A 26522-nucleotide genomic window follows, 5' to 3' on the forward strand; every position below is an offset into this window, starting at 1 on the left:
AGCTAGGGAGCACCACACAGCAAGCAGAGGCGATAAACTCTCGCACATCTTCAACCTGCCCTAAATAATGCACAATCCCTGCTTTTTCCCATATATCAATTTGAGCTTTGCTTATGCTACTAGGATTAGGCACATCACATGCCCCAAGGAGATAGAATCTTAATCTTTTCTTATGCCCCCCCCCCATTGCTTCTTGCTGCAAGATTCTCGCCGCTTCTACAAACTCACCCACGCCCTTATCCCATAACATACGCGCGATAAGCAAAAACGCAAATTCCTCATCTTCCTTGATTTTATTTTGCTGGATTTTACTTTCTTTAACTTTGGGGCGCTCTCTTGGGGAGAAGTAATCACAATCCACCCCCTCACTATGGAGTAAAAATGCCTGCTCTTGGGTAATGAGCTTGCGGTTTAAAAATTCGCCCATATCATCATTATTTAGAAACCACACCTTTTTTGTACCTTTAAGGGCGTGCTTATACATAGAGCATACGATGGCACGCAAGAGGGCTTTTCTCCAACTACCTTCGATAAACACATAGCCTAGCCCCGTGATAAGAGTAATATTTGTAATGCCCTTAAGATTGCAAAGCCAAGAGCTATAGATGGCAGGTTTAATCGTGTAGTTAAAAACAAGTTTAGGCTGGAGTGTGTTTAGGAGTTTATGGAGACTATAAAGCGTGCGCATATCTTTAAAGGGGTTAAGCGAGCGCGCATTAAGGGGGAGATGATAGATAGAAAATCCCTCTTTTTGTAGCTTTTCTTTACTCTCATCAAAAGGGGCGATAATAGCGATATGAAAGTCCTTTGAGAGGGCGCGGAGTACTTGCAAGCGGAAGTTGTACATCGCTTGGGCGGTGTTACTTACAAAGGCTATAGTGGGCTTACAAATTTGTAAAGATTTCTCATAATGCTTGGAGTGGGAATTTGAATTTTCTTGAGAGTGATTAAATGTGGTATGTGTGGGGTTATTGTCAGCTCTAGCGGGAGCATAAACGACTGAAGAATTGCTTTTTGGATTACGAGTAAAAGTTGTTAGCTTGTCATATCTAGTGCGAAGCGAAGAATTGCTACTTGGATTTCTAGCAGATTCTATCCCGTTGTCATTCTGAGGGCTTGTAAAGCCCGAAGAATCTCTGTCCGAGTCACTAGTCGTGCTTTTTGGTGTTTTTGAAAGCAATTCTTCGCCCTTTATTGAGGGCTCGTGATGACAAAGTGGCAGATTTTCTAGCGATTCCTTTAAGGAGTCTTTAGTAGATAAGAGAGATTCTTCGCTTTCTTGCGAAAGCTCAGAATGACAAACTAACTTCCTTTGCAAGGTAATTTTGTCTTGCGGATTGGACTCATTGTCATTCTGAACCCCTGCAAGGGGTGAAGAATCTCTGTGGGTTTTCTGTGAAGCATTGCTTTTTGGATTTCTAGTAAATGTTGTTATTTTGTCATTCTGAGGGAGTGAAACGACCGAAGAATCTCTCTTAGCGACTAGTGACTCGGGTAGAGATTCTTCGCTACGCTCGTGATGACAAAGTAACGGAGTCGCTAGTAATTCGGGCTGAGTTTCTTCACAATGCTCAGAATGATAAACTAACGGAGTCTTTGGTGATTCTAAGGAAGATTCTTTATGCTCACAATAAGGGGCTGGGAGGGTGCATTCTTGGATAGCTTGTATATATTGGGTGATAGTGTGCTTGATATGAAAGTGCTTGAGTGCGTAGATTCTGCCTCTTTTGCCCATTTCTCTTATACGTGCCTTTGTTAAGAGGCAAATAGCATTTGTGAGACTTTGGGTATCCTTTGGAGGGATAAGTATGCCATTTTGCCCCACAAGGAGGTTTTTATAGGCTTTAAGCGGTGGGGCTACGCATTCTCTTGCTCCAGCTATATTGGTAGTAATGATAGGTTTTCCCATAGCCATAGCCTCTAATAAAGAGCGAGGCACGCCCTCTTTATAAAAGCTAGGGAGCACCACACAGCAAGCAGAGGCGATAAACTCTCGCACATCTTCAACCTGCCCTAAATAATGCACAATCCCTGCTTTTTCCCATATATCAATTTGAGCTTTGCTTATGCTACTAGGATTAGGCACATCACATGCCCCAAGGAGATAGAACTTGCGTCTTTTCATACTATAGCCTTAGCCATAGTTTTACCTTGAGCTATGTAAGAGAGAAGATAAGCCAAAAGCACAAGAGGGGCAAAAGCGGTTTGTTTAAAAAAAGCAAGAGTAAGATTATAAAAATAATGAGTGTTGATGGAGGGAGAGTAGATTAGACCTTTATATGCCCCCCCCCCCACTGCTATTTGTAAAGAGCATAGTGCATTTGTCTTTAAGCTTTCTTAATACCTTAAATGCGATAAACACAGGGAATATACTTAGATGATTCACTCTCCATGCCTTAGCGCATTGGATATTAGCCTTTAAGATATTTTTAAGATTAAGGTTTGAGGCACCCCCGGTGCGCATTTTTACAAAACACTTATCAATATAAAAGCTCCTTAGTGTGTGTTTATATAAAAATCGCAGCATAAGCTCATAATCCGCGGCAATGTCAAAGGCAAGATTAAAGTTTCCATATTGCTCATAGATATGCCTTTTGACATAAAAGCTCGGGTGTGGGGGATGGTATCCACAGAGAAAGGAGAGCTTGCTAAAAGGCTTACCTTTAAGCTCCCTTAGGGGCTTGTCTTTGGCATTTATATATATAATATTTGCATAAATAGCCTCTATATTATCTGGTCTATCAAATCCCCATGCCACAAAGGCTAAAATATCCCCACAAGCAAAGAAGTCATCAGCATTTAAAAAGCCTATAATCTCGCCTTGTGCGTGTGCTAAGCCTTTATTCATACCATCATAAATGCCCTTATCTTTTTGACTTATAAGGAGGAGTTTAATGCCCTTTTTTACATAAAGTGGGCGGTAAGATTCTATAATTTGGAGCGTTTCATCACTGCTTTTTGCATCAATAATAATATGCTCAAAGTCCAAATAATCCTGCAAAAGCACAGAATCTAAAGTTTGCGCTATGGTCTTTTCAGCATTAAAGGCTGTAGTGATAAGCGAGATTCTAGGTTTAGCGTAGTGCTGCATTTGTGTGCCTTGGGAAGTGATTTTACGCACGATTATAGGAAAAATTGCTTAATAGACTATAAGCGCACAAGCCCAAAGCTACAGATAAATATAAGCCCACGTACGCAGTTTTGCCACCGAAAAGCATAGCAAAGTGAGAGGATGGTGGATTTAAGATAGGGCGAGAAATCACAAGTTTTATTGAAACCATGCTTATGGAGAAGTTGCAATGAGCTATAGAGCTCAAAGCTGCTAAAATCTCTACTCTCTATCATTAAAGTACTAGCGATTTTATGCTGGTATTTCTCAATAAGCTTTGCATGAGCGGGGTAAAGGGTGCGGAGATGGGAAGTTACACTTAAAAGCTTATCTAAATGGCTTTGCTTTTGTGCAAATCTTGCTATGCTCTTATCTTTAGTAATAGAATGTATATTGGTGTAATAATAATACAAATCTTGGTTTATCCCAAAGTAGCTTTGAGATTCAAAGCTTGCTACGAGCACCAATAAGCCATCTTCAAGCATATTTAATGGCGGAGGCATAAAAGAGAGCATAGAGAGGGCTTGGAGGAGATGTTGTCTTTTATAGATTTTATCACACAGGCTTTGGGTGTTATTTCTAGCGCTTAAAAAATAGCGCATTCTCTCTCCCTCTAGCCTGCCTTTATGCACGATAGGCTTAATGCGTTTGAAGGTTTTAGGCATATAGCTCATACCAAAATGCACAACATCAACATTATGCTTTACTATAGCCTTATATGCTATTTCACAGGCATTGGTATGGAGATAATCATCAGGGTCTAAAAACATACAATACTGCGAGCTTGCTTGAGTTATGCCCCTTTTCCTTGTGTGGAATGTCCCTAAGTTTTTGGGATTTTCAATGATTGTGATACGCCTATCATTAGTGGCAAATGTTTTGGCAATGTGGAGTGAGTTATCCCCTCCGCAATCATCAATAATGAGTATTTCAATTTCTTTCAAACTTTGATGTATGCAAGAATTGAGTGCGCGCTTTAAAAAGTCTTGTGCCTTATACACAGGGATAATGATAGAGACTTTAGGCAGCATATGCTTGCCTTAAACAATGTGGGTAAAAGAAGCGGAAATATATGTATTTTTGAATAAAAATGTTTAAAATAAGCACATAAAAATGCGCAAACTTAAGAAGACATCTTATGCCCCCCCCCCCGTTATATATCTCTATAAGCCCTTGTATATAGGCATTTTCCTGCATTGATAGGGCTTTAGCTTGGCTTAATATGGGGTAGAAATAGGATTCAAAATGCTCTAAAATATCTAAAAGTGCGCTTTGAAGTGATATAACATTTAAATCCCAATTTTCATAATACCGAAAGCTCTTCCCGCCAAAGCGCTCTATACTCTCTTGCAGTGCTCCATGTGCTGAGGCAAGCGGGATCGCCCCGGCTAGGAGTGATTCCACAATAGTAAGCCCAAAGGTTTCATACAAAAGTGAGGGCAGGGCAGAGATTTTAGCTATTTTAAGGATTTGCCTTAAATGCCCTGGGCTTTGATAATCTAAAAATTCTACTTGATTAGCGGATAGAAGCGCTTGGGCTAGCTGCATACAATGAAGCTTATCATCTCCCTCTCCTATTAAAAGCAGCTTATAATGACTAAATTTTGGTAGTGCTATGAGCTTAGCAAAGGCGCAAATAAGCAAGGGGACATTCTTTTCTGGGCTTAATCGCCCATAAAAAACAATCACATCTTGTTTATCTTTTACACTCACATGCGGGTTAAAAAAGCGCAAATCAATGGGGTTAGGGAGAATCCTTAACTTTTCTTTAGGGTAGTTGTCTTGGAGGTGTTTTTGGTATTGGAATTGCCCTACACAAATAATGCAAGAAAAGAGTGTTTTTTCATTCAGTAAAAAACTTTGGTAAAACACACTGCGCGCGGCTTTGAGGAGGGAGTAGATTCTACCGCGTCTATCGCAGTTACGCCACGCTATGGCAAATTTCGTGCTGCCTATGCAAGATTCACAAATTTTGCCTTTAGCATAGTTATATAGCCCACCATTGGCACAAGAGCCAAAGCCATGTTGGGTGTAAATAAGCTTTACATTGCCTATCTTGCGTTGGTAAGCTTTTAGCGCATAAAGCACGCTAGGGCTAAGGCGGGAGAGATAATTTTGCGTATGGATAATATCTGGCTTATGGGTAAATAAAAAGGCTTTAAGTGCAAAGTAGTTTTTGAGGTTGAAAATATATTTGAGTGCGCCTTTATATTTAGGGTAATCTCCCCAATCATCAAGCTTGATAAAAGCCTTTATGCCCTTTGGTAGGTCTTTTGGTGTATCACAGCTTGCTACATAGACATCATAGTATGGAAGGCTTTGGGCTATGGTGTTAGCAAATACGCGCTCCGCTCCCCCTTGCACGCAATCTGAGGCAAGGTGCAAGAGTTTTAGTCTTTTTGCTTGAGGGCTGGGGGTTTGCGATTCTTCATTTTGTTTATGATGAGGATTTAATACTCCTGTGTGGGTAGTAATTTTGTCGCCTCTAGAGTGGGGGCGTGAGCTTAAAAAATCTCCACCTTGAATGACTAGAGTCTCTTTTAAATTGTCAGCTCTAGCGGGAGCATAAATGACTGGAGAATTGTTTTTTGGATTACGAGTAAAAGTTGTTAGCTTGTCATATCTAGTGCGAAGCGAAGAATTGCTGCCGGAATTACTAGTAAATGCTATTAGTTTGTCATTCTGAGGGAGTGAAACGACCGAAGAATCTCTCTTGGCGACTAGTGACTCGGGTAGAGATTCTTCGGTCGGGCGTTGCCCTCCCTCAGAATGACAAAAGGATTGGGATTGTCTAGTGGCTTTGTGAAGAGTTTCTTCGCTTCGCTCAGAATGACAAACTAACGGAGTTGCTGGTAATTCGGGCGAAGTTTCTTTACAATGCTTGGAATAACAAGGGGTGGGATTATCTAGCGATTTAAATAAAGCATATATGCAATGTTTAGCATAATAAAAGGGGGTTAGATTTTTATTTTCCCTAAGGTGAGGAGTGCAAGGGCGATTCTTACATAAGTTTGCCACTTGCGATGAAAGGCAAGAGAGCCAAAGCATGAGGCAAGATAGAGGCTTAAACATCTTATGCCCCCCCCCCCGTTGCTTAATAGCCCATCATAGCGATGCTCTAATACCCGCACGCTTTTTAGGATATTTATGGTGTGTGTTTGGGCGTCTTTAAAGGCGGGGTTCGCCCTTAATATAGGCACTTCTTTGAGATTTACTATCTCATCAATCACGCGTGAAATATCTGCGATTTTTTTATCTCTTGTGTGTTGGTCAATTTTACGCGTGATAGAGACATTACTTGCGCAATATACATAAAGTTTGTCTTTAATGCCTATGCTTTTTTGCGCTAACGCGCAGAGCCAGAAGCTTTGGAGTGCATCTTCTGCCATACTTAGGCGTACATTTTCGCCCATATGTGCCACGATCAACTCGCACACAGCCACCATGTGCGAAGCTTTATAAAGCTTCGCACATATGTGCCACGGAGGTGTGGCACAATGGGCGAAAACTCTATAGAGTATCTCCTCTTGGTATAAAGGCTCGCATATCACCGGAGGAGCCATACGTTTAAAGCTTTTAGGCTCAAAGCGCATACCAAAAAACACTATATCAGGTAGGCTTTTTTCTATAACGTGGTTATTTAGAGAAGTGCTGCTAGGGTTATTAAGGCTTTGAGTTAGTGCATTTAATGCCAACTTGCAGGTATCTTGCTCTAAATAATCATCTGCATCTAAATAGCAAATATATAAGCCCTTTGCATACTTAACCCCGCTTATGCGCGCCCCAAATGTCCCAAGATTGCGTTCATTATGGATAATGTGTATGCGCTCATCAACTTTTGCATAGGCTTTAGCTATCTCTATAGCTCCATCATTGCCGCAATCATCAATAATGAGTATTTCGATTTCCTTTATGGTTTGGTTTATGCAAGATTCTAATGCACGTGAGAGATAAGGGCGGACATTATACACAGGGATAATGATAGAGACGAGCACTTTATTTGGCATTATACACACTCTGAATCTTATAGGCTAAGGTTTGAGGCAAAAGGCATTTAATGCCAAATTTAAGGAGCATAAAAAGGTATTTACATAAAAAGGGCAGGGCATAGTATGTATTGACTTTAGCAATAATCCTTAGCTCTTCTTTAAGGTAAGTGAGACTGGGCTTAGAGCTAAGCCCATGGGCGTCATATATGCTTACAATGCTATCTATATAGCAAAAGCGCACACCTGCTTTGTAAATGCTGGTAAAGAACGCATTGTCTGCACAGATTTTAAAGCTTGTATCAAAATGGTGCTGCTTTAAAAGAGCGGTTTTGACAAATACACTTTGATGACAAAAGGGCATGCGGTAGGCGGGATTTGTCTTTACTTGCACTCTTTTGCTGTGTTTGGGGCTGATGTGAAGCAAGGTATCGCCATAGATTGCACCTATATTTTGGGTGGAATGTGGGTGTTGAATAGAGCTGTGGCTTTTTATAAAAGATAAGGGATTGTTTTTTGTTGTTTGTTGTGTGTCAGTCATATTCTCACCTCTAGGAAATTGGGTATGGAGTGGAGAAATGCTATTTGATTTACTAGCGACTTTGTTAAGTTGTTATGTCTTAGCAAAGCCGAAGCATTGCTTTTTGGATTACGAGTAAATGCTGTTAGTTTGTCATTCTGAGGCTTTGTAAAAGCCGAAGAATCTCTGTGGGCGACTAGTGATTCCTTTAGAGATTCTTCGCTTCGCTCAGAATGACAAGCTAACTTCCTTTGCAAGGTAATTTTGTCTTGCGGGTTGGATTCATTGTCATGTCTTTGGGCTTCAGCCCCGAAGAATCTCTGCGGGCTTTCTAGTGATTCGTTTAAGGAGTCTTTAGTAGATAAGAGAGATTCTTCGCTTTCTTGCGAAAGCTCAGAATGACAAAATAATTTCCCTTGCGGGTAGCTAAGTTTGTCAGCTCTAGCGGGAGTGGAAACGACCGAAGAATCTCTTAAAGAATCACTAGTCGTGCCTTTTAGTGTTTTTAAAAGCGATTCTTTGCCCTTTATTGGAGGCTCGTGATGACAAACTAACTTCCCTTGTGAGGTAATTTTGTCTTGCGGGTTGGATTCATTGTCATTCTGAACCCTCGTAGAGGGTGAAGAATCTCTGTGGGTGACTAGTGATTCGTTAAGAGATTCTTCGGTCGGGCTCTGCCCTCCCTCAGAATGACAAACTAACAGAGTCGTTAGTAAATCTAAAAGAGATTCTTCGGGCATAAAGCCCTCAGAATGACAAAGGAGTTGAGTTGTGTGTGGATTTTGCAGAGATTCTTCGCCTCTACTTCGTGCTCCTAAGACGTGATAACCTAACGGAGTTGTTAGGAAATCTAATAGGGATTTTTCACAAGGCTTGTGAATATAGGAGGTGAGAGATGCTTCACTCGCTTTTTGCTTAGAATCACAAGAGGGGTAAGATATGTTCTTTGTATGTGTTTTCTCTCTCATGCTACCTCCCCTTTGAGTTTGAAGCGATTATAGCATGAGGCGTTAAATGGTCTTTAAGTCACTCTTAGAGCTTTCTTAGCCAAATGCTCCCCCCTGTGTTTTTCTGGCTTAGAGGCAGGGCTTGGGCAAATTCTTTAGGGTAGAGGTAATTTAAGCAGGTGTTGAAAAACACTATTTCAAAGGCGCTATTAAAGCTTAAAAACGCCCTTAAAAGATAGGTTTCATTCCATGAGTTTTTATCTCTAAGCCAAGAGTTTGGGTAGCTAAAAGGATAGAAAATATCGTGGAAATGCACATACACACCGCTTTTGAGATTGGGGAGAATCTCAAAGAAAATCATATTTACATCGGAATTAATTTTGCTAATATGGGTAGAATCAATAAATAAAATATCATTCGCCTCTAAATGTAAAAAGAGCTCTAAAGGCACATCTTGCAATCGCTTAGGCAAAAGCGTGGTGTTGGGTGAGGTGAGGTCTTGCTTTTTAAGGAGGCTTTGTAAAAGCGCTGGGTAGGGCTCTATATGGGTTATGTGCATAGGGTTTGCACAGAAGTTTGTGTTATGCCCCCCCCCCCATTAATACATCTCTTTGTGTAGAATCTGCCCCAAAGAAGCGCTCATTGACATCATGTATAAGTGCTGAGCTAAAGCCCGAGCCCACTTCAATAATGGATTTGGGTTTAGCATATAAAAGCATAGAAAAAAGGCAGATTCCATCGCTATGGCAATATGCGGGGTTATTGAAGTAATAGCGCAGGTTGGGGGATTTCTCCTCGCTAAAGGGTAAAAGCGCATAGAGCTTTGAGAAGTGCTCTAAGAGCGAGAGTTGGGCTTTGAGATTTAAATCTATGCCATATAAAAGTGCGGGGTCAAATTTGCGCTTTGCAATGCCCTCTTCTATCTCCTTACTATTAGCGATAGGAGAGTAGAAATGCCCGCTTGGCACGAAGTCTATTTGAGCAAAAATACTCTGAATCTTGCGATAGATTTTACGTAATTTGTCTTTGAGGGTTTTTGGCTGGTTTTGGTTAAGATACATAAAAACTCCTTGTGTGTGGTGGTTTAGCCATATTAGCTTCTTTTAGCACTAAGGCTTATTCTAGCTTTATTGCGCAAAGGCTTTGGTATGAGATTACGGATACATACGCGTGGAATGATATAAAAGCCATATTTTAGACTTAAATACAGCGGGAAGAGGTAGTTATATTTATAGCCGATTATGCAGTCTTCTTTAAACATCTGCCAAGAGAGCCGCGAGCTTACCCCAGCGATAGTAAAGCTTGAGACAACTAAGGGGATATAGGCAAAGCCTAAATTTGTCGTGTTGTATGCTTTGGTGAAAAAGTCCGTATCGCCCGCGATTTTAAAAGATGTATCATAATGCAAGGTTTTGAGCAAAAGTGATGAAATAAAGGCAGATTGATGAATGAAATGGTGGTGGTATTTATGCGAGGTAGCCTTAGCATAGAGGATTTTAGAGTGGGTGCTATCATAGATGATATGCGTATCACCATAGATAACTCCAATCCTATCCCCCCCCCCATGCCTTAATAAAAAGCCCTCAAAAAGGGCTTTTATGCTATTACTTGCATAGAATCTATCTCCACAATTCATAAAATTGCACCATGGGGCAGTGCTTAGGTCTATGCCTTTATTCATCGCGTCATAAATCCCGCTATCACTTTGGCTTAAGAATTTAAAAGAAAAGTTGGGCAGGGTTTTATGCGTAGCTTGGATATAAAGCCCGCTTTTATTCATAAGATTTGGCGGCAAGGGCGAATCTTGCGTGGGCGAATCTTGCAATGAAAAATCTTGCCTATTGCAATCTAGAGAGCTTTGCAGAGGAGATTCTAGGCTTTGGGGTGTAATCTCAAGTCTAAGGGTGATATGAGCTAGCTCTTGTATATAAGAGAGGATAAACTCTTTTGTGCCATCACTACTTGCGCCATCAATAATGATATATTCAATAAAGGGGTAATCTTGGGAGATTATAGAATCCATTGTCGCCTTGATATGCGCTAAGTCATTATAGACAATAGTAACAATGCTTACAGGGGGAAAGGTATTGTTAGGTAGGGGGGCATTGTGAGAGGTATTATCTTGCATAATTATCCTTGAATGCGCCAAGGTAAGCTATCACCTGCTAGGAGGGGTATAAGCTTGCCTAAAGGGGTATCAATATATTCAGGCACATTGTAGGGGACTCTCTTAAGGGTAATGGACTTTTGCGGGAAGTCTTTAAGCCCATAGATTGCTTGTGCATTTTGGCTAATAAAGCTCTGCACATACTCTAAGGCATTGTGAGATTCAAAAAGTGCTACTAATGAGGGGAGCAAAATAGGGCTAGAGAATATCCCCGCAGCCCCGCTAAGCTTAGCGCTCTCTGTATGAGGCGCGCTATCTGAGCCAAAGCTAAGCTTTTTATGTGCTTTGAGTGCGGCTTGGAGTAGGGCTTGCTGGTCTTTTTTGGTCTTTAGCATGGGTTTGCAGAAGAGATGAGGTTTAAGCATACCTCCGCAGAGGTCATCAAGACTAAGCGTGATATGGTGCAAAGTAAGCGTGCCATAGAGGTTATCATACTTTTCAATCAAGTCAAGCGAACGTCTATCGCTCATATGCTCAATAATCACCTTTAAACGTGGGAACATCTCTGCGATAGAGGCAAAAATGGGTAAAAACTCATATTCTCTCTCCATACAAAAGCCATTACTTTCCCCATGTATGGAGAGGATAAAGCCTAAGTCTTGGGCTAGCTCAAAGATATGCAAGGTTTTATCACAAAGTATATCCTTTACCCCATTCTCACTTCCTGTGGTAGCACCTTTGGGGTAGAGCTTTAATATCTTAATACCCGCCTTTTTTGCAAGCAAGAGCTCCTCTTTATTGAGGCTTGGCGTGAGATAAATGCTCATAATAGGCTCAAATGTGCCTTGGCTTAAGCGCAAGATTTGCTCTTTATATGAGAGGGCTAGCTCTGTTGTGGTAATAGGCGTTTTAAGATTAGGCATAACTACCCCCGCACTAAATGGAGTAGCACTAAAGGGAAGCACAGATGCTAACATCTCTGCTTCTCGCAAATGCAAGTGCATATCTAAGGGGTTTAAAAGGGTGATAGATTCAGACATTTATATATCCTTTTGTGCTTGCAAGAGTGCTAAAAGAGCCTTTTTATAAAGCTCGCAATACTCCTTGCTTGTAGCTTCAAAGCGCGTAACAAGCACGGGCGTGGTATTACTTGCCCTTATTAATCCCCAACCATGTTTAAAACACACGCGCAAGCCATCAATATCGATAATTTCTTTTAGCTCGGGGAAGTCTTTGGGCGGGTGTTGGAGTGCGGATTTTAGCTTGGAGATAAGCTTAAACTTCTCTGCCTCTGTGGTGGGGATTTTCTCTTCATCTGTGCTATAGAGTTTAGGGAGGGCATTTATGGTAGATTCTAAAGCTTCTGGGGTGTGAGTTAAGAAAAGCTCTAAAGCCCTAAAAGAGGCATAAATCGCATCATCATAGCCAAAATATCTATCATTAAAAAAGAGATGTCCGCTCATTTCTGCCCCCAAATGCGCATTGAGCTCTTTTAGCTTTGTTTTGAGATTGCTATGCCCTGTTTTATACATAATGGCTTTACCAATTTTATTAATCTCATCATACATTACAGATGAGCATTTCACTTCGCCAATGACAATGGGGGTGAGAAAATGCGCTTTCATATCTTGTGCAAATAAAATGGCTAACTCATCGCCTTTGTAGTGGTGATTACTTGTCAGTAGGGCTAGTCTATCTGCATCGCCATCAAAGGCAATGCCTATGGGGATATGTTTAGCCCTCATGCATTCTTTAAGCTGGAGGAGGTTTTTCTCTTCGCTTGGGTCAGGGTGGTGATTAGGGAACGTGCCATCTGGTTCAAAAAAAAGTGGTGTGTATTGGATATTAAGATTCTTTAAAATCTGCTCTATGCCTACGCCTCCCACGCCATTACCGCAATCATACACAATAGGATAGGGGAAGTCTTTAAGCGCGGCAAAATGCTCACTTAAATAAGCGATATAGGCTTCTTTTGCCTTTAATGGTTGCGTTTGAATATGCTGGGATTTGGGCGGAGTGAGGGTATGAATGCGAGCAGTGAGTTGCTCCCCTAATGTGCGGATTTGCTCTCCAAAAAAGGGCGCGCGGTTGCAAGTGATTTTAAAGCCATTATATTGGGGTGGATTATGCGAGCCTGTAATCATCACAGAATTTGGGCAAGTGATAGAATCTATGCTGTTAAAGGTAGCAAAATAGGCTATAGGCGTGGGGATAAGCCCAAGATTATATACACCAACCCCTGCAGATATAAAGCCTTGTGATAGCCATGTAAAAAGTGTAGGTGAGTGTGTGCGTGCATCATAGCCGATATGCACATACGGAGGGAGATTGTTTGATGTAATATACTCCCCCAATGCCTGCCCAATGCCAAAAACGACTTCATGGGTTAAATCTTGCTCAAAAATACCCCGAATATCATATTCACGGAAGATATGTTGTATCTGCATATATTGCCTTAGTGTGTGGATTGTTTGGCTTGTATTGTAGCAAATTTTCTGCAAGTTTGGCTTAGAGGCTTTAAGGCTTTAAATGGGCAGATTCTAGTGATTTGGGTAGAGACTCTTCGTGCCTAAAGCCCTGCAAGAGGCGACAAACTAATTGGGATTTTCTAGTGAATTTTTTGTGAATTCTTCGCCCTCTGCAATGAGGGCTTTAGATATGACAAAAGAACTTTCGTTACGGGTAGTTAAGATTGGTATCACAAACCATCGCTAGGGTGTGAAGAATCCCCGTGAGCTTATGTTTGCAAGCAATGTATAAGGGCAAGTTATTCTATGAAGAGCTTTTCTATAGAGTTGGCACTTTAGAAAATCTTTAAGACTTTTAAGATAGAATCATTTCTTACACACAAAGTTATATTTATTCTATAAATTCTCTCAAGGAAAAATTGGTGTTTAGAAAGGCATTAGAGCAGGTTGTAACTTATGAGGCGGGTAAGCCTATTGAGCTTGTTATGCGTGAATATGGCATAAAGCAAGAAGATGTAATTAAGCTTGGAAGTAATGAGAATCCATACGGGAGCTCCCCAAAAGTGATTCAATCCTTGCAGGAGAGCGCCCATAAAGCATATTTATACCCCGATGATTCGATGTATGAGCTTAAAAATGCCCTTGCTTCGCGCTTTAATGTAAGAAGTGAGGAGATTATTATTGGTGCGGGGAGTGATCAAATACTTGAATTTTGCATGCAGGCATTAGAGCACAAGAATGCGCGAGTGATTATGGCAAAGACTACTTTTGCTATGTATGAGGTTTATGCAAGGCTTGCAGGTGTGGAGATTTGCAAAACTCCAAGTGATGGGCATAATTTAGATGAGTTTCTTTCACTTTATAATGCAAACAGGGGAGAGAAAGATTATAAACGCGTAAGTGCGGTGTTTTTATGCGTGCCTAATAATCCTTTGGGAGAATGCTTAGATACCCAAGATGTGGAGGAGTTTATAAAAAAGCTTGATAGGGATACATTGGTCATTATTGATGGGGCATATCAAGAATATGCCGCCTTTAAAGATAAAAAGAAGGCATTTAATCCAGCAGATTTGATTAAAAAGTTTGAGAATGTGATTTATTTAGGGACATTTTCAAAGGTATATGGATTAGGCGGTATGCGTGTGGGGTATGGGATTGCAAGTAAGGGCATTATTGCTATGCTTTATAAAGTGCGCCCGCCCTTTAATGTAAGCACATTAAGCCTGCAAGCAGCCCTTGTGAGCTTAGAAGATAGTGCATTTATAGAGCAATGTATCCAAAGCAATGCCTCTGAAATGCTACGTTATGAGGCAATGGCAAGGGATAATGCCCTAGCTTTTATCCCCTCTTATGCTAATTTTATTACACTCTCTTCTCCAAGGATAGAATCTACGCATTTAGCTCAATGGCTTTTAGCTCGCGGGTTGATTGTACGTAATCTTGCCTCTTATGGGCTAAATGCCCTGCGTATTACTATTGGCACACCTTCGCAAAATACACGTGTATTTGAGTTGATACAAACATATTTAGGACTCAGTAATTAGGGGTTGGCGTGGATTTGCAGCAGTTTTTAAATCAAGTTACAAAGATTCTTAATAAACTCAACAAACGTCAACGTATCATCATACTTACGACTTTTGTTGTGCTTATTAGCTTTTTGACTTATTTAATTTTGTTTCGCGTGGAGACAAAAGATGAGTATGAGAATTATGAAGTGCTTTTTAGCAATCTTAGCCCAGAAGATAGTGCTTCAATCCTCCAAAAGCTCCAGCAAGACAAAATACCCTACAAGATTCCACAAGATAATATTATCCTTGTGCCAAAAGATAAGGTGTATGAGCAACGCATTAGTATGGGTTCGCTGGGCTTACCAAAGACAAGCAAGAATGTAGGTTTTGATATTTTACTTGAAAATAATGTGGGAGAAACGCCTTTCACGCAAGATATGAAATACCTTATAGCCAAGCAAAATGAGCTTGCAAGGACTATTGAGAGTTTAAACCCCATAGATAAGGCTATTGTGAATATATCTATGCCTAAAGAATCCCTTTTTGTGCAAGGGGGGCATCCGCCTTCTGCTTCGGTAAAGCTAAGTGTGCGTGATAATATGTTTCTCTCTCCCGAGCAGGTTATAGGGATTAAATATCTTGTAGCCGCTGCGGTAGAGAGGCTTACCCCTGAAGCGGTGAAAATTATTAATCAAGATGGTGAGCTATTAGGAGAGGATAATGAAGTAGCACAGCAGGGTGCGCGCGCGAGACAGGCGGCATTTCAAAGGAAATTCCAGCAAAATGCAGAGCATGCTATGGAGGCAAAGATTATTAAATTTTTGCAACCTAGTGTGGGCGATGGCGTGCAGGCTCAAGTAACGATGGATTATGACTTTAGCGTGCGTAAATCCACTCAAGAGGAGTTTGACCAAAATCCCGTTGTACGAGGGACAAGAGAATATGAAAAAGAGCGCAAAGGCTTTCGTCCGCCTCAAATTGGCGGTGTACCCGGTGTGGTAAGTAATATAGGTCCTGTGCAAGGGCTTAAAGATGATGAAATGATGGAGTGGGAGAAAGAGAGCGAGGTTGTTATCAATAATGAAATTGGCAAGAAAGTAAGCAATATTGATGAGCATTATGGGGTATTAAAGCGCGTGAGTGCTTCTGTGATGATTGATGGCATATATAAAGAAGTCATAGGTGAAGATGGGCAGCCGCATTTGGAGTATTCTCCGCGCTCAGAGGAGGATATGAATAAATTTTTAGAAGGTGTAAAAAAGGCTATTGGGTATAATGAGGCACGTGGCGATCAGGTAGAGGTGATTAATATGCCCTTTAGAAGCACCCAGCTTGATTACCGCCCTAAAGATTCTTGGGAGACATTCTCAGACAAAGTGGAGCGGTATTTAAGCCCATTTATGCCATTATTGAAATATGTCATCGTAGCGGTGATTATCTTTATTTTCTATAAGAAAATCGTCGCACCTTTTGCAGAACGTATGCTTGAAACACAAGAAGAGGAAGATAGTGATATAGAATCACTTATGCAAATTGATGATATTGAAGATGACACCAATAAATTTAGCGAATTGCGCAAACGTGTGGAAGACCAGCTTGGCATTAGCTCAAGCCTTGATGAGGATAATATAAAATATGAGGTTTTATTAGAAAAAATGCGTGCTGTTATTGCAGAGCGTCCTCAAGAGATTGGAGCACTTTTCCAAACGCTTATTAGAGATGAGCTTGACATTACTGAGGGTATTGGGCATAAATAGCACTATAAAGATATAAGGAGTAAAAATGGCAATTACACTAAGTCCGCGTCAGAGGGCTCAATATGATGAGCTATCAATGGCAGAGAAAATCGCCATTTTGCTTGTGCAATTAGGTGATGAGATTACTTCAGAGATTTTCCACCATCTTGATATTGATGCTATTACTGAAGTGAGTAAGCAGATAGCGCAACTAGGCGGGACAGATAAGACTATTGGGGCTGCTGTTTTAGAAGAATTTTATGTCATTTTTCAATCCAATCAATACATTAATTCAGGCGGTATGGATTATGCAAGAGATTTGTTGATTAAAGCATTAGGACCAGAGGCAGCAAAGGCGATTTTAGACAAGCTTGCCAAAACTATGCAGTCTCAAAAGAACTTTGCTTATCTCTCTAAGATTCGTCCGCAGCAGTTAGCAGATTTTATTATTAATGAGCATCCTCAAACCATTGCGCTTATTTTGGCACATATGGACGCAAGTGGGGCAGCAGAGACTTTGGGGTATTTTTCCGATGATTTGCGTGCGGAGGTGGCTATTCGTATGGCAAATCTTGGGGATATTTCACCCAGTGTGGTTAAGCGCGTAAGTGCTGTGCTGGAAAATAAGCTTGAATCACTCACAAGCTACAAGGTTGAAGTGGGTGGTACGCGCTCTGTGGCAGAAATCTTTAACCGACTAGGGCAAAAGGCAGCAAAGGCTACGATCGCCCATATTGAGCAGATTGATGAGCAATTAGCTATAGAAATTAAAGAGATGATGTTTACGTTTGAAGATATTTCTAAACTTGATAATAATGCCATTAGGGAGATTCTAAAAATTGCAGATAAAAAAGATTTGACTCTTGCGCTTAAAACTGCTCCTGATGAATTGAAGCAGAAATTTATGGGGAATATGTCTCAACGTGCGAGTGAGCAGTTTATGGAAGAAATGCAGTTTTTAGGTGCGGTGAAAGTACGTGATGTAGAAAATGCGCAAAGAAAGGTCGTAGAAGTGGTGCAAACTTTATCAGAGCAAGGCTTAATTCAATTAGGAGAGCAAGACGATGTCATTGCTTAATCAAGAAAATATTATCGGGCAAGATAGGCTTAAAAATCATAATATCAAAAAATATGAGTTTAAATCCATTACTTCAGAAATGATAGAAATAAGTAAGGATAACCCAAATGGTTATATGCAGGCAGTTACGCCCGAAAATGTGCAAAATGATCAAAATGCGATGTCTGATCAACTCCAAAAGATCGCAAGTTTAGAGCAAGAGCTAGTCGAGCGATTATTGCAAAAAACCGATGAGCTCTCTAGCTCTCTTGCGAAACTGCAGATTCAGTTTGAGAAGTTGCAAGTGGAGAGTGAGCAGCGGGTGGCAAGTGCTAGAGATGAGGGCTATAAAGATGGCTATAGAGAAGGGCAAGAGAAGCTAAAGGCAGATTTTTCTGAGCAAATTAATGCCCAAAAAAAGGCACTTGTAGATTCTGTTATTACACTTGAGAATACCCTTAAAGGTTCTCAAAAGCATTTAGAAGATTTAGAAAAGGAGTTAAGTGCGATTTCAGTGGATATTGCTAAAGAAGTGATTGTGAGTGAAGTAAGTCAAAATTCTCAAAATATCGCCCTTAATCTTACAAAAGAGCTACTTGCCTCCATTATGGAAGCGACAAATGTTAAAATTAAAGTCAATCCCAATGATTATTTATTTTTAAAAGAGCAATTAGAGGAGAATACCAAAGTGGAGATTATCTCTGATGGTGCGGTATCACTTGGAGGGGTAGTGATAATAAGCGATAGCGGGAATATTGATGGCACCATTATGTCGCGCTATAAGAATCTCAAACAATCCGTGCTTGAAAATATGCGTGATTAATGTGAGGCTTCAATGACTTGTGAAATATCTCATAACTTTAGTCAAATACACACGCTTTCCATAGAGCAGCTTAAAGAGCTAGCTACTCAGATTCGCGGGAGAATCTTAGAGGTGGTGAGCACAAATGGCGGGCATTTAAGCTCGACACTTGGGGCTGTGGATTTGATTGTGGGTATGCATGCTATTTTTGATGTGAAAACTCACCCCTTTATCTTTGATGTTTCTCATCAAGCTTATGCCCATAAGCTCCTAACGGGCAGGTGGGAGGCATTTAGCACATTGAGGCAATTTGGAGGGCTAAGCGGATTTTGCAATCCTAGGGAATCTCAAAGTGATTATTTTATCGCCGGGCATAGCTCTACTTCTATCTCGCTTGCTGTGGGAGTTGGGAGAGCTAGGGCATTGGGGGCTAAATTAGGAATGCCTGTAGTAATGATAGGTGATGGCTCAATGAGTGCGGGGCTCATATATGAGGCACTTAATGAACTAGGGGATAAAAAATATCCTATGGTGATTATCTTAAATGATAATGAAATGAGCATTGCTAAGCCTATCGGGGCTATTAGTAATTATCTCTCACAGATTTTCACCACACCTTTATATCAAAAAATGCGCGATAGCATTAAAAAAATATTAACAAAAATGCCTGATTCTGCGACTTATCTTGCAAAACGTTTTGAAGAATCGCTTAAATTAATTACCCCCGGGATTTTGTTTGAAGAATTGGGGCTAGATTATGTAGGACCCATTGATGGGCATAATATGGAGCTTATTCTTACAACCTTGCAAAAAGCTAAAGATATGAATAAACCGGTGATTATCCACGCACAAACACTCAAGGGCAAGGGCTATGAGATTGCAGAAGGGCATTTTGAGCAGTGGCATGGGGTATCGCCTTTTGATATAGCTACAGGCTCTACATTAAAAAAGAGCACTCTTGTATCGCCTACAGATGTGTTTGCCCAGAGTTTGAGTGCGTATTTAGATGATGAAAAGGTTGTGGGTGTAACGGCTGCTATGCCTAGTGGTACGGGCTTAAATAAACTCATAGCAAAAGCACCACAGAGATTTATCGATGTGGCTATTTGTGAAGCACATGCTGTTACTTCAATGGCAGCTATGGCAAAAGAGGGCTTTAAGCCATTTGTAGCCATATATTCTACATTTTTGCAACGTGCGTATGACCAAATTATCCATGATGTGGGGATTTTGAGCTTGCCTGTGCGATTTTGTATCGATAGGGCGGGGATTGTAGGTGAAGATGGCGAGACACATCAAGGGCTCTTTGATATTGCGTATTTGCGCCCTATACCTCATATGGTGATTTTTGCCCCGCGAGATAATGCCACTTTGCAAAAGGCAGTAGATTTTGCCTATCATCATAATAGCTCTCCTTGCGCGTTTCGCTACCCACGTGGTAAATTTGTGCTTGAAGATGGAATCTTCCCTGCGAGTGAGTTTGTGCTTGGGAGGGCGGAATTACTCAAAAAGGGAGAGAATCTCCTTCTTATAGGCTATGGTAATGGCGTTGGTAGGGCTTATGGAGTGTATGAGGAGCTTCTAGCTCTAGGCTTTAAGCCAAGCTTGCTTGATTTGCGCTTTGTTAAACCCTTAGATACAGCAATGCTAGGGCAGCTCTTTGCGGAGCATGAGTATGTATGCGTGATGAGTGATAGCTATTATATGGGTGGCGTGGGCAGTGCGATTTTGGAGTTTATGGCGGAGCACAATATCACAAATGTAGCCCTTAAGAGCTTTGAAATACAAGATGAGTTTATTACACATGGGGCTAGCTCTGCTATAGAATCTGCCTTAGGCTTAGCTCCGCAGGCAATGGCTAGTGCTATCGTGCAATGGGTAGATTCTAAGTAGATTTTAAAGATTAAATCAGTACAATCACATTCCACGCGGGAATGGCGAAATTGGCAGACGCACCAGACTTAGGATCTGGCGCCGCAAGGCGTGGAGGTTCAAGTCCTCTTTCCCGCACCACACTTCTTCAAACTCTTCCTTTATTTTATTATGCGTATTGTAAAAGGGACTCCATTACTTTATTTAGTCTTACTCTTCTTAATGTTTGTAGAAAAAGAATCTAAAGAATTTCTACCCGAATTACAGAAAGCCCACAGAGATTCTTCGTCTTCTATGAGGGTTTAGAATGACAAAGTATTGGAATGGCGAGTAACTCATTTAGTGATTCTTCGGGTTGCTATGTGCCACTTTGCACTAGAGGCGACAAAGTGCTAGTTTTGCTAGTGATTTTAAAGAGATATTTTTAGAGAATCTTGTTTTGATACAACGTGCAGAATTCATGGGCTATACGAGGGTTGGTAGAGCCCTTTAATGCGCTAAATTGCAAGGCTTTGTTTCGCAGGTTTTCATCAAGTGGTTTTTGCAGAAGTGATTGGAGGAGCTCTAAGTATTGTGTGCGAGAGAATGTATAGAATCCTAGCACAAGCCCAAATCTATCACTTAGGGAGAGTATTTCATCTTGGGCATCATTTAGGTGAAGGGTGTCTTGGGGGTAAGATTCCCAAATGAGGTGGCGATAGTTTGAAGTTGTGTAAAGCAAGATATTTGTAGCCTTATTTTCAAAGGAGCCATCAAGTATGCTTTTAAGGGATTTGTAGCTTTGCTCATTTTGCTCAAAGGATAAATCATCACAAATAATGATAAATTTATAGGGCAATTCCCTAATGCAGTCTTGCAAAATAGGCATAATATCAAGGGATTGCTTATTAAGCTCAATCACGCGCAAGGGTGCATTTGGGGAAAGGAGAGCGCTGAGTGTGTGCTGAAGGCATGAGCTTTTACCACAGCCTCTAGCACCCCAGAGTAAGGCGTGGGAAGCCTTGCAGCCTTGCATAAAGCTTTGGGTATTATGCGTGAGAGAGGAGATTTCTTTATCTAAGCCAAATAGAGGCGTATGCCTATGAAAGTCAGAAATGGGCTTAAAGTAGCCGCCTAAACCTTTAAGGGGAGGGCGATAGACACAAGCAAGGGTTTCTTCCCATGAGAAACTAAAGAGCGTGGGTAGCATTTTTTTTGACTTTAGCCTTATGTGCGCTATCACAGAGGAGTTTGATTTGTGGAGTGGGGGTTTTAGCAAATGTGATTCGCACATTGCCCCCCTTTTTTAATGCACCAAAAAGGATTTCATCACTTAATGGGAGCTTAATTTGGCTATCAACAAGCTTTTTAATCTCCCTAGCTCCAAGCGCTTTATCCATACTTTGAGAGGCGAGGTATTTGAGCGCTTTAGTATCTATACTTAAATGAATATGTCGCTTTTCAAGGGAGCTTGCAAGATCATTAATATATTTTTGTGCAATGAGTGTGTATTCCTTTAGTCCTAGAGGATTAAAATATATAATGCTATCAATGCGACTACGTAATTCAGGCGAAAAGAGCGTTTTTATAGCGGTATTGTTTTTAGCTTGTGTATCAGCCCTAAAGCCTAATGTATTTGATTCTTTACTGCCAGCATTACTTGTCATAATCACAATGACATTTTTAAAATCTGCCTTATTACCTGCATTGTCAGTGAGGGAGGCATAATCAAGTATCTGCAATAAGATATTGTAAATATCAGCATGGGCTTTTTCAATCTCATCAAGTAAAAGGACGCAATAAGGGTTTTTACGTATCGCATCTACAAGTAATCCCCCTTGCTCAAAGCCCACATACCCCGCAGGAGCACCAATAAGGCGAGAGATAGAATGTGCTTCCATATATTCGCTCATATCAAACTTCACAAAGCCAATGCCCAAAGTCCGAGCGAGCTCTTTAGAGAGCTCAGTTTTCCCAACGCCACTTGGACCAGCAAATACAAAGCTACCAATGGGTTTGTTACCCTCTCCTAGTCCGGCTTTGTTTGTTTTAATCACATTGCTTAGCTCATCAATAGCCTTATCTTGCGAGAATATGCGCTCTTTGAGTTTAGCAGAGAGATTAGACAATGCCTTGCCCTCATCTCTGCTCATAGAGCTTTTAGGGATATGCACACTTTTGCTCAAAATGTTTTCTATATCTTTTATAGTGATTGTGGGTGTGGGGTGATTTTGCTTGCGGTATATTTTGCTATTAGCACCAACTTCATCAAGTAAATCAATGGCTTTATCGGGGAGAAATTTATCACTCACATATCGCGCTGATAGATCCACGCATGCTTTTAGGGCATTTTTAGTGTATTTAATGTGATGATAGGATTCATAAATGGGAGCTAAGCCCTCTATGATTTTATAGCAATCCTCAATGCTAGGCTCTTTGACTTCTACTTTGCTAAAGCGGCGTACAAGGGCTTTATCTCTATCAAAATGCGTTTTAAATTCGCTAAATGTGGTCGCTCCTATGCAACGCAAGCTCCCATTTGCGAGAGCGGGCTTAAGGAGATTAGAGGCATCAAGGTTTGAGCCAGAGGTCGCCCCTGCACCTACAATGGTATGGATTTCATCGATAAAAAGCACGCTATGGGGTATATGAGAGATTTCTTTGATTACACCTTTAAGGCGCTTTTCAAAATCGCCACGATACTTGCTCCCTGAAATCATAGAACCCACATCAAGGGCAAAAACCTGTGCATTATGGAGGGCTTTGGGTAGTTTTTTATGGCAAATTTCAAGTGCTAAGCCCTCAGCTATGGCGGTTTTACCCACGCCGGGCTCGCCTACGAGAATGGGATTGTTCTTTTTGCGTCTGCATAAGATTTCACTCACGCGCCAAATTTCTTCTTCTCGTCCTATCACGGGGTCGATTTTCCCCTCTTTGGCTAAGGTAGTGAGATTTTTCGTATATTTTGCAAGATAGCTCTCCCCGGGCTGAAGTACATCTGGCTGCGTATCTTGGTGGTCTTGCTCTTGCTGGGTAATCACTTCTAATACACTCAATCTATCAATGCCTTGAGATTTGAGAATTTGAGTGCTAAAGCTTTGAGTTTCTTCCATAATGGAAGCGAGTAAATCGCCTACATCTACATTATTGCGATTGCTATTTTCAGCATGCCTCATCATTGACTCGAGGATTCTCCCAAGGGCGGGGGTTTGGCTTGGGTTTTTGCTAAGCTCATGTGAGAATGGTATAAATTTTTGCAAATATGAGCTTGTCATGCGGCGCATTTCTTCTATATTGCCCCCACATTTTTGCAGGATTGAAATGCCTTGAGCGTTGTTTAATGTGGCTAAAAACAGATGCTCTATTGTGAGGATATTATGACGCATTTCTCGGGCTATATCGATTGATTCACTAATAATAAGCGTGAGATTCTGTCCTATTTGATTCATTCATTCTCCTTAGATTAAGAAGGCATTTCTTCTGTAATCACACGTAGAGGGTATTGGTGCTCTTTTGCTCTTTGGGTAACAATTTGGCTTTTAAGCTCGGCAATATCATAGGTATAAATTCCCACATACGCCTTGCCTTCTTTGTGGATTTTAAGCGTAAGCATTTCTGCTTCATCAGCTGCTTTGTCAAATACTTCCATGAGTATCATAGTAACAAAGTCCATACTTGTGTAACTATCATTGAGCAGGCATACTCGGTAGAGTTTAGGCTCTTCTATATCTATAAATGTGTCAGTATGTGTTTCAAATGCTGTATGTGCCACATGAATCCTTTTGTGTTGAAAATACAAGTTATTCTAACATAAAATTACAATTATAAGGCTTAGGAGGGAGTTAAGTGTAGCAAGCCAAGCAAGTATATCATTGCTTGCTTGGAAGAAGTTGGCAAAGGGCTCTTATTGTTCCCCCTTTGCGAGTTTGGCGTATTTTTCACCTAACTCAAAGGCTTTTTTGTTTGCCTCTTGGACTTTAGCGGGGACCTTTTCTATCATAGTTTGGAAGACCAAATCTCTATCTACGCATTGAGTGAAAGCAGTTGTAATGGCTAGGGCTACTACAGATTGAGTAACCACATTGCCTACCTCTTCTTTTGCAATGGTGATAATGGGAATCTCATAGATTTGAAATTTCTTTTTGTCTTCCTCGCTTGGTTTCACAAGGTTTGGCTCAACTACAATCACACCCCCCTCTTTTACACCACTTTTAAATGAGTCATAGCTCACTTGCGCAGTGGAGAGCATAAATTCAATCTCGCCTTCATTGGCATAAGGATAGAGAATCTCCTCATCACTGAGTAGAATATCCACCTTTGTGGGTCCTCCACGCACTTGACTTGTATAAGTTGCAGCTTTTACACCATAGCCATTATCCTTAATTTGTGCTTCGGCGAGAATCTCACCTGCAAGAAGCACGCCTTGTCCGCCCACACCTGTAAATCGTAATTGATGCATCATTTCGCACTTCCTCCTTTGGCTTTAGCTTGAGCCTTAGCAATCACGCCATCATAAGCTTCTGTGTATTCGATTTTATCTGTTTGATGTTTGAGCACACCTGTGGGGAATTTACCTATCCGTTCTTCGGGGGAGAGTGTTTCAAATTTATTTTTAGATACAAGGCGAGATTCTATCCATTTAAGCATAGTTGTCGCTTCTCCCATTTTATTTTTACGACCTAAGTTAATATGGCAGTTGCTGTGAATGTCAAAGAAGCTAAATCCCTTATGTGTGAAGCCTTCCATCAAAACCTTTTCAAGTTTTTTGGGGGTTAGCACGCTCTCACGTGCGACAAACGTCGCTCCCGCAGCACTTGCTACTTCGCATGGGTCGAAGTTGGGGTCGATATTGCCATATTGGGCTGTTACCGTCCAAAATTCCTTAGGCGTAGTGGGGGAGGTTTGTGAATTGGTGAGCCCATAAATGAAGTTATTAATCATCACAAGGTTTAAGTCAATATTGCGTCTGCAAGCATGAATAGTGTGATTGCCGCCAATCGCCATAGAATCGCCATCACCTGAAATAACAACCACCTTTTTATCGGGGTTTGCAAGCTTAATGCCTGTAGCATAAGCCATAGTTCTTCCATGCGTAGTATGCACGGTGTTGCAATTCACATACGAGCTAAAGCGCCCAGAGCAGCCTATACCGCTTACAATGCACACATCATTCATATTCCATCCCAGTGAGTCAATGGCACGTATAACACTTTTTAAAATCACGCCATCACCACAACCCCAGCACCAAAGTGTTGGCATTTTATCCATTCGTAAATATTCTTCGTAATTAAAAGCCATCTTAGAACTCCTTGATTTTTGTAATGATTTCTGTAGGTGAGATAGTGCGCCCATTTGCCTTACCTAAAAAGGTTACATTTCTTTGTATAATGCGCTCTATTTCTTGCTTGTATTGCCCTTTATTGAGTTCAATGACTAGAATCTTATCAAACTTTTGAGCAAGAGCTTTGAGTTGTTTTGCAGGGCTAGGCCATAGCGTAATAGGGCGGAATAAGCCCACTTTGATACCATTTTTGCGTAAAGTTGCAATAGCTTCTTTCACCGAAAGTGAGACAGAACCATAGGCGATAATGACAATTTGTGCATCATCTAGTTGGTATTCTTCATACTCTACAATATCATCAACATGAGATTCTATTTTGTTAAAAAGTCTATCGATTAGGTTTTGTGAGAGTTTTTCATCTTCAGTGGGGAATCCACTTCCAGCATGATGAAGCCCTGTAATGTGGTATTTATAACCCTTGAAGAATGGATTTAAAATAGCGGGCTCATCTTGTGGAACGGCATAGGGTTGGTAATCTTTGGGGTCGCCACTAAATGCCCTGCGATTATAAATAGTAGGCTTAATTTCTTCAAAATCGGGGATAAGGGCTTTACCATGCATATGTCCCACGGTTTCATCAAGAAGCAAAAATACGGGTGTCATATATTTTTCTGCAAGATTAAACGCACGAATAGTTTGTGTATAGGCTTCTTTGAGGTTTCCTACCGCGATTGCAATAGAGCAGAAATCACCATGGCTTGGTGATTTGGCTTGATTAATATCGCCTTGTGATACGCGTGTGGGTAAGCCAGTTGAAGGTCCTCCACGCATTACATCAACCACGACAAGCGGAATCTCTGCCATAAAGCCATAGCCAATTTGTTCAGATTTTAGTGAAATACCCGGACCAGAAGTAGCTGTCATCGCTTTTGTGCCGCTCATAGAAGCTCCTAAGGCTACGGCAATACCGCTAATTTCATCCTCCATTTGAATAAATTTCCCTCCGATTTTGGGCAGCTCTACGCTCATCTCATGGGCAATTTCACTTGATGGCGTAATGGGGTATCCACCAAAAAACCGACAACCTGATTCTATCGCGGCTAACGCGACAAGCTCATTTCCTCCTGTAATTAACTCACGCATACTTTCT

General features: G+C 41.0%; 24 protein-coding genes and 1 tRNA gene. 7 read left to right on the forward strand and 18 right to left on the reverse strand.

Translation table 11 applies throughout. The annotated features are described in order from the left end of the window. The 12 genes from CQA63_RS03835 to CQA63_RS03890 all read right to left on the reverse strand — a co-directional run. The coding region (locus CQA63_RS03835; RefSeq protein WP_115511826.1) for a glycosyltransferase at positions 1-2125 on the reverse strand (2125 nt) is incomplete at its 3' end. A 150-nt stretch (positions 2126-2275) separates the two neighbouring features. Then, the gene (locus CQA63_RS03840; RefSeq protein ID WP_115511827.1) at positions 2276-3091 is read right to left on the reverse strand and encodes a glycosyltransferase family 2 protein; all 816 of its coding nucleotides are present in this window, start codon (positions 3089-3091) and stop codon (positions 2276-2278) included. Positions 3092-3147: 56 nt separating this feature from the next. Next, entirely contained in the window at positions 3148-4140 is a 993-nt protein-coding gene (locus tag CQA63_RS03845; RefSeq protein ID WP_104699920.1) for a glycosyltransferase family 2 protein, read from the reverse strand. Then, positions 4130-6127 carry a glycosyltransferase family 4 protein gene (locus CQA63_RS03850; RefSeq protein WP_170128361.1) on the reverse strand — a complete coding sequence of 666 codons (1998 nt, stop codon included), beginning with the start codon at positions 6125-6127 and terminating at the stop codon, positions 4130-4132. The genes CQA63_RS03845 and CQA63_RS03850 overlap by 11 nt, the downstream gene beginning before the upstream one ends. After that, complete coding sequence (locus CQA63_RS03855) at positions 6067-7116, reverse strand: glycosyltransferase family 2 protein (RefSeq protein WP_115511828.1); 1050 nt, start codon at positions 7114-7116, stop codon at positions 6067-6069. The genes CQA63_RS03850 and CQA63_RS03855 overlap by 61 nt, the downstream gene beginning before the upstream one ends. Then, a complete protein-coding gene (locus tag CQA63_RS03860; RefSeq protein WP_233706606.1) occupies positions 7106-7636 on the reverse strand; it encodes a glycosyltransferase family protein in 531 nt (176 codons plus the stop codon). The genes CQA63_RS03855 and CQA63_RS03860 overlap by 11 nt, the downstream gene beginning before the upstream one ends. After that, positions 7633-8583 carry a hypothetical protein gene (locus CQA63_RS03865; RefSeq protein ID WP_115511829.1) on the reverse strand — a complete coding sequence of 317 codons (951 nt, stop codon included), beginning with the start codon at positions 8581-8583 and terminating at the stop codon, positions 7633-7635. The genes CQA63_RS03860 and CQA63_RS03865 overlap by 4 nt, the downstream gene beginning before the upstream one ends. A 64-nt stretch (positions 8584-8647) precedes the next feature. Beyond that, entirely contained in the window at positions 8648-9121 is a 474-nt protein-coding gene (locus tag CQA63_RS10180) for a class I SAM-dependent methyltransferase (RefSeq protein WP_233706605.1), read from the reverse strand. A gap of 22 nt (positions 9122-9143) precedes the next feature. Beyond that, positions 9144-9623 carry a hypothetical protein gene (locus CQA63_RS03875; protein ID WP_104699916.1) on the reverse strand — a complete coding sequence of 160 codons (480 nt, stop codon included), beginning with the start codon at positions 9621-9623 and terminating at the stop codon, positions 9144-9146. A 32-nt stretch (positions 9624-9655) separates the two neighbouring features. Next, positions 9656-10690 (reverse strand): glycosyltransferase, encoded by a 1035-nt coding sequence (locus tag CQA63_RS10185; protein ID WP_244916268.1) that lies wholly within the window; start codon positions 10688-10690, stop codon positions 9656-9658. A gap of 2 nt (positions 10691-10692) precedes the next feature. Then, positions 10693-11709 (reverse strand): dihydroorotase, encoded by a 1017-nt coding sequence (gene pyrC, locus CQA63_RS03885; protein WP_104699914.1) that lies wholly within the window; start codon positions 11707-11709, stop codon positions 10693-10695. Then, a complete protein-coding gene (locus CQA63_RS03890; protein WP_170128362.1) occupies positions 11710-13116 on the reverse strand; it encodes a phosphomannomutase/phosphoglucomutase in 1407 nt (468 codons plus the stop codon). Positions 13117-13559: 443 nt separating this feature from the next. Between CQA63_RS03890 and hisC the strand changes: the two genes are divergently transcribed. The 7 genes from hisC (at position 13560) to CQA63_RS10365 (ending at position 20418) form a co-directional block, all read left to right on the forward strand. Beyond that, positions 13560-14681 (forward strand): histidinol-phosphate transaminase, encoded by a 1122-nt coding sequence (gene hisC, locus CQA63_RS03895; protein WP_104699913.1) that lies wholly within the window; start codon positions 13560-13562, stop codon positions 14679-14681. An 8-nt stretch (positions 14682-14689) separates the two neighbouring features. Then, entirely contained in the window at positions 14690-16402 is a 1713-nt protein-coding gene (fliF, locus tag CQA63_RS03900; RefSeq protein ID WP_104699912.1) for a flagellar basal-body MS-ring/collar protein FliF, read from the forward strand. 25 nt (positions 16403-16427) lie between these two features. Continuing rightward, entirely contained in the window at positions 16428-17459 is a 1032-nt protein-coding gene (gene fliG / locus CQA63_RS03905; RefSeq protein ID WP_104699911.1) for a flagellar motor switch protein FliG, read from the forward strand. Continuing rightward, positions 17446-18261 carry a flagellar assembly protein FliH gene (gene fliH, locus CQA63_RS03910; RefSeq protein ID WP_104699910.1) on the forward strand — a complete coding sequence of 272 codons (816 nt, stop codon included), beginning with the start codon at positions 17446-17448 and terminating at the stop codon, positions 18259-18261. Before fliG ends, fliH begins: the two co-directional genes overlap by 14 nt. A gap of 12 nt (positions 18262-18273) precedes the next feature. After that, a complete protein-coding gene (gene dxs, locus CQA63_RS03915; RefSeq protein WP_104699909.1) occupies positions 18274-20133 on the forward strand; it encodes a 1-deoxy-D-xylulose-5-phosphate synthase in 1860 nt (619 codons plus the stop codon). 35 nt (positions 20134-20168) lie between these two features. Beyond that, positions 20169-20253: transfer RNA gene (locus tag CQA63_RS03920), tRNA-Leu, on the forward strand. A gap of 30 nt (positions 20254-20283) precedes the next feature. After that, a complete protein-coding gene (locus tag CQA63_RS10365) occupies positions 20284-20418 on the forward strand; it encodes a hypothetical protein (RefSeq protein WP_280524188.1) in 135 nt (44 codons plus the stop codon). Positions 20419-20536: 118 nt separating this feature from the next. Here CQA63_RS10365 and CQA63_RS03925 read toward each other — a convergent pair whose 3' ends face one another. The 6 genes from CQA63_RS03925 to CQA63_RS03950 form a co-directional block, all read right to left on the reverse strand. Then, positions 20537-21301, reverse strand: a complete 765-nt coding sequence (locus CQA63_RS03925) for a DUF815 domain-containing protein (RefSeq protein ID WP_104699908.1) — start codon at positions 21299-21301, stop codon at positions 20537-20539. Then, positions 21282-23540, reverse strand: a complete 2259-nt coding sequence (locus tag CQA63_RS03930; RefSeq protein ID WP_104699907.1) for an AAA family ATPase — start codon at positions 23538-23540, stop codon at positions 21282-21284. The genes CQA63_RS03925 and CQA63_RS03930 overlap by 20 nt, the downstream gene beginning before the upstream one ends. 14 nt (positions 23541-23554) lie before the next feature. Beyond that, complete coding sequence (locus tag CQA63_RS03935; RefSeq protein ID WP_104699906.1) at positions 23555-23863, reverse strand: ATP-dependent Clp protease adaptor ClpS; 309 nt, start codon at positions 23861-23863, stop codon at positions 23555-23557. Positions 23864-23995: 132 nt separating this feature from the next. Continuing rightward, on the reverse strand, positions 23996-24553 hold the full coding sequence (locus CQA63_RS03940) for a 2-oxoglutarate:acceptor oxidoreductase subunit OorC (protein ID WP_199770691.1): 558 nt from the start codon (positions 24551-24553) through the stop codon (positions 23996-23998). Beyond that, positions 24550-25389: a 2-oxoglutarate ferredoxin oxidoreductase subunit beta gene (locus CQA63_RS03945; RefSeq protein ID WP_104699905.1), complete on the reverse strand. Its 840-nt coding sequence runs from the start codon at positions 25387-25389 to the stop codon at positions 24550-24552. The genes CQA63_RS03940 and CQA63_RS03945 overlap by 4 nt, the downstream gene beginning before the upstream one ends. A gap of 1 nt (position 25390) precedes the next feature. Next, positions 25391-26515 (reverse strand): 2-oxoglutarate synthase subunit alpha, encoded by a 1125-nt coding sequence (locus CQA63_RS03950; protein WP_104699904.1) that lies wholly within the window; start codon positions 26513-26515, stop codon positions 25391-25393. Between the last annotated feature and the right edge of the window lie 7 nt (positions 26516-26522).

The organism is Helicobacter marmotae (assembly GCF_003364255.1).
Taxonomy (GTDB): domain Bacteria; phylum Campylobacterota; class Campylobacteria; order Campylobacterales; family Helicobacteraceae; genus Helicobacter_C; species Helicobacter_C marmotae.

Bases quoted from the DNA above. Each gene is read 5' to 3' on its own strand.
- CQA63_RS03840 (WP_115511827.1), bottom strand. From the start codon at position 3,091: ATGCAGCACTACGCTAAACCTAGAATCTCGCTTATCACTACAGCCTTT.
- CQA63_RS03845 (WP_104699920.1), bottom strand. From the start codon at position 4,140: ATGCTGCCTAAAGTCTCTATCATTATCCCTGTGTATAAGGCACAAGAC.
- CQA63_RS03855 (WP_115511828.1), bottom strand. From the start codon at position 7,116: ATGCCAAATAAAGTGCTCGTCTCTATCATTATCCCTGTGTATAATGTC.
- CQA63_RS03860 (WP_233706606.1), bottom strand. From the start codon at position 7,636: ATGACTGACACACAACAAACAACAAAAAACAATCCCTTATCTTTTATA.
- CQA63_RS03865 (WP_115511829.1), bottom strand. From the start codon at position 8,583: ATGAGAGAGAAAACACATACAAAGAACATATCTTACCCCTCTTGTGAT.
- CQA63_RS10180 (WP_233706605.1), bottom strand. From the start codon at position 9,121: ATGCACATAACCCATATAGAGCCCTACCCAGCGCTTTTACAAAGCCTC.
- CQA63_RS03875 (WP_104699916.1), bottom strand. From the start codon at position 9,623: ATGTATCTTAACCAAAACCAGCCAAAAACCCTCAAAGACAAATTACGT.
- CQA63_RS10185 (WP_244916268.1), bottom strand. From the start codon at position 10,690: ATGCAAGATAATACCTCTCACAATGCCCCCCTACCTAACAATACCTTT.
- pyrC (WP_104699914.1), bottom strand. From the start codon at position 11,709: ATGTCTGAATCTATCACCCTTTTAAACCCCTTAGATATGCACTTGCAT.
- CQA63_RS03890 (WP_170128362.1), bottom strand. From the start codon at position 13,116: ATGCAGATACAACATATCTTCCGTGAATATGATATTCGGGGTATTTTT.
- fliG (WP_104699911.1), top strand. From the start codon at position 16,428: ATGGCAATTACACTAAGTCCGCGTCAGAGGGCTCAATATGATGAGCTA.
- fliH (WP_104699910.1), top strand. From the start codon at position 17,446: ATGTCATTGCTTAATCAAGAAAATATTATCGGGCAAGATAGGCTTAAA.
- dxs (WP_104699909.1), top strand. From the start codon at position 18,274: ATGACTTGTGAAATATCTCATAACTTTAGTCAAATACACACGCTTTCC.
- CQA63_RS10365 (WP_280524188.1), top strand. From the start codon at position 20,284: ATGCGTATTGTAAAAGGGACTCCATTACTTTATTTAGTCTTACTCTTC.
- CQA63_RS03925 (WP_104699908.1), bottom strand. From the start codon at position 21,301: ATGCTACCCACGCTCTTTAGTTTCTCATGGGAAGAAACCCTTGCTTGT.
- CQA63_RS03930 (WP_104699907.1), bottom strand. From the start codon at position 23,540: ATGAATCAAATAGGACAGAATCTCACGCTTATTATTAGTGAATCAATC.
- CQA63_RS03940 (WP_199770691.1), bottom strand. From the start codon at position 24,553: ATGATGCATCAATTACGATTTACAGGTGTGGGCGGACAAGGCGTGCTT.
- CQA63_RS03945 (WP_104699905.1), bottom strand. From the start codon at position 25,389: ATGGCTTTTAATTACGAAGAATATTTACGAATGGATAAAATGCCAACA.
- CQA63_RS03950 (WP_104699904.1), bottom strand. From the start codon at position 26,515: ATGCGTGAGTTAATTACAGGAGGAAATGAGCTTGTCGCGTTAGCCGCG.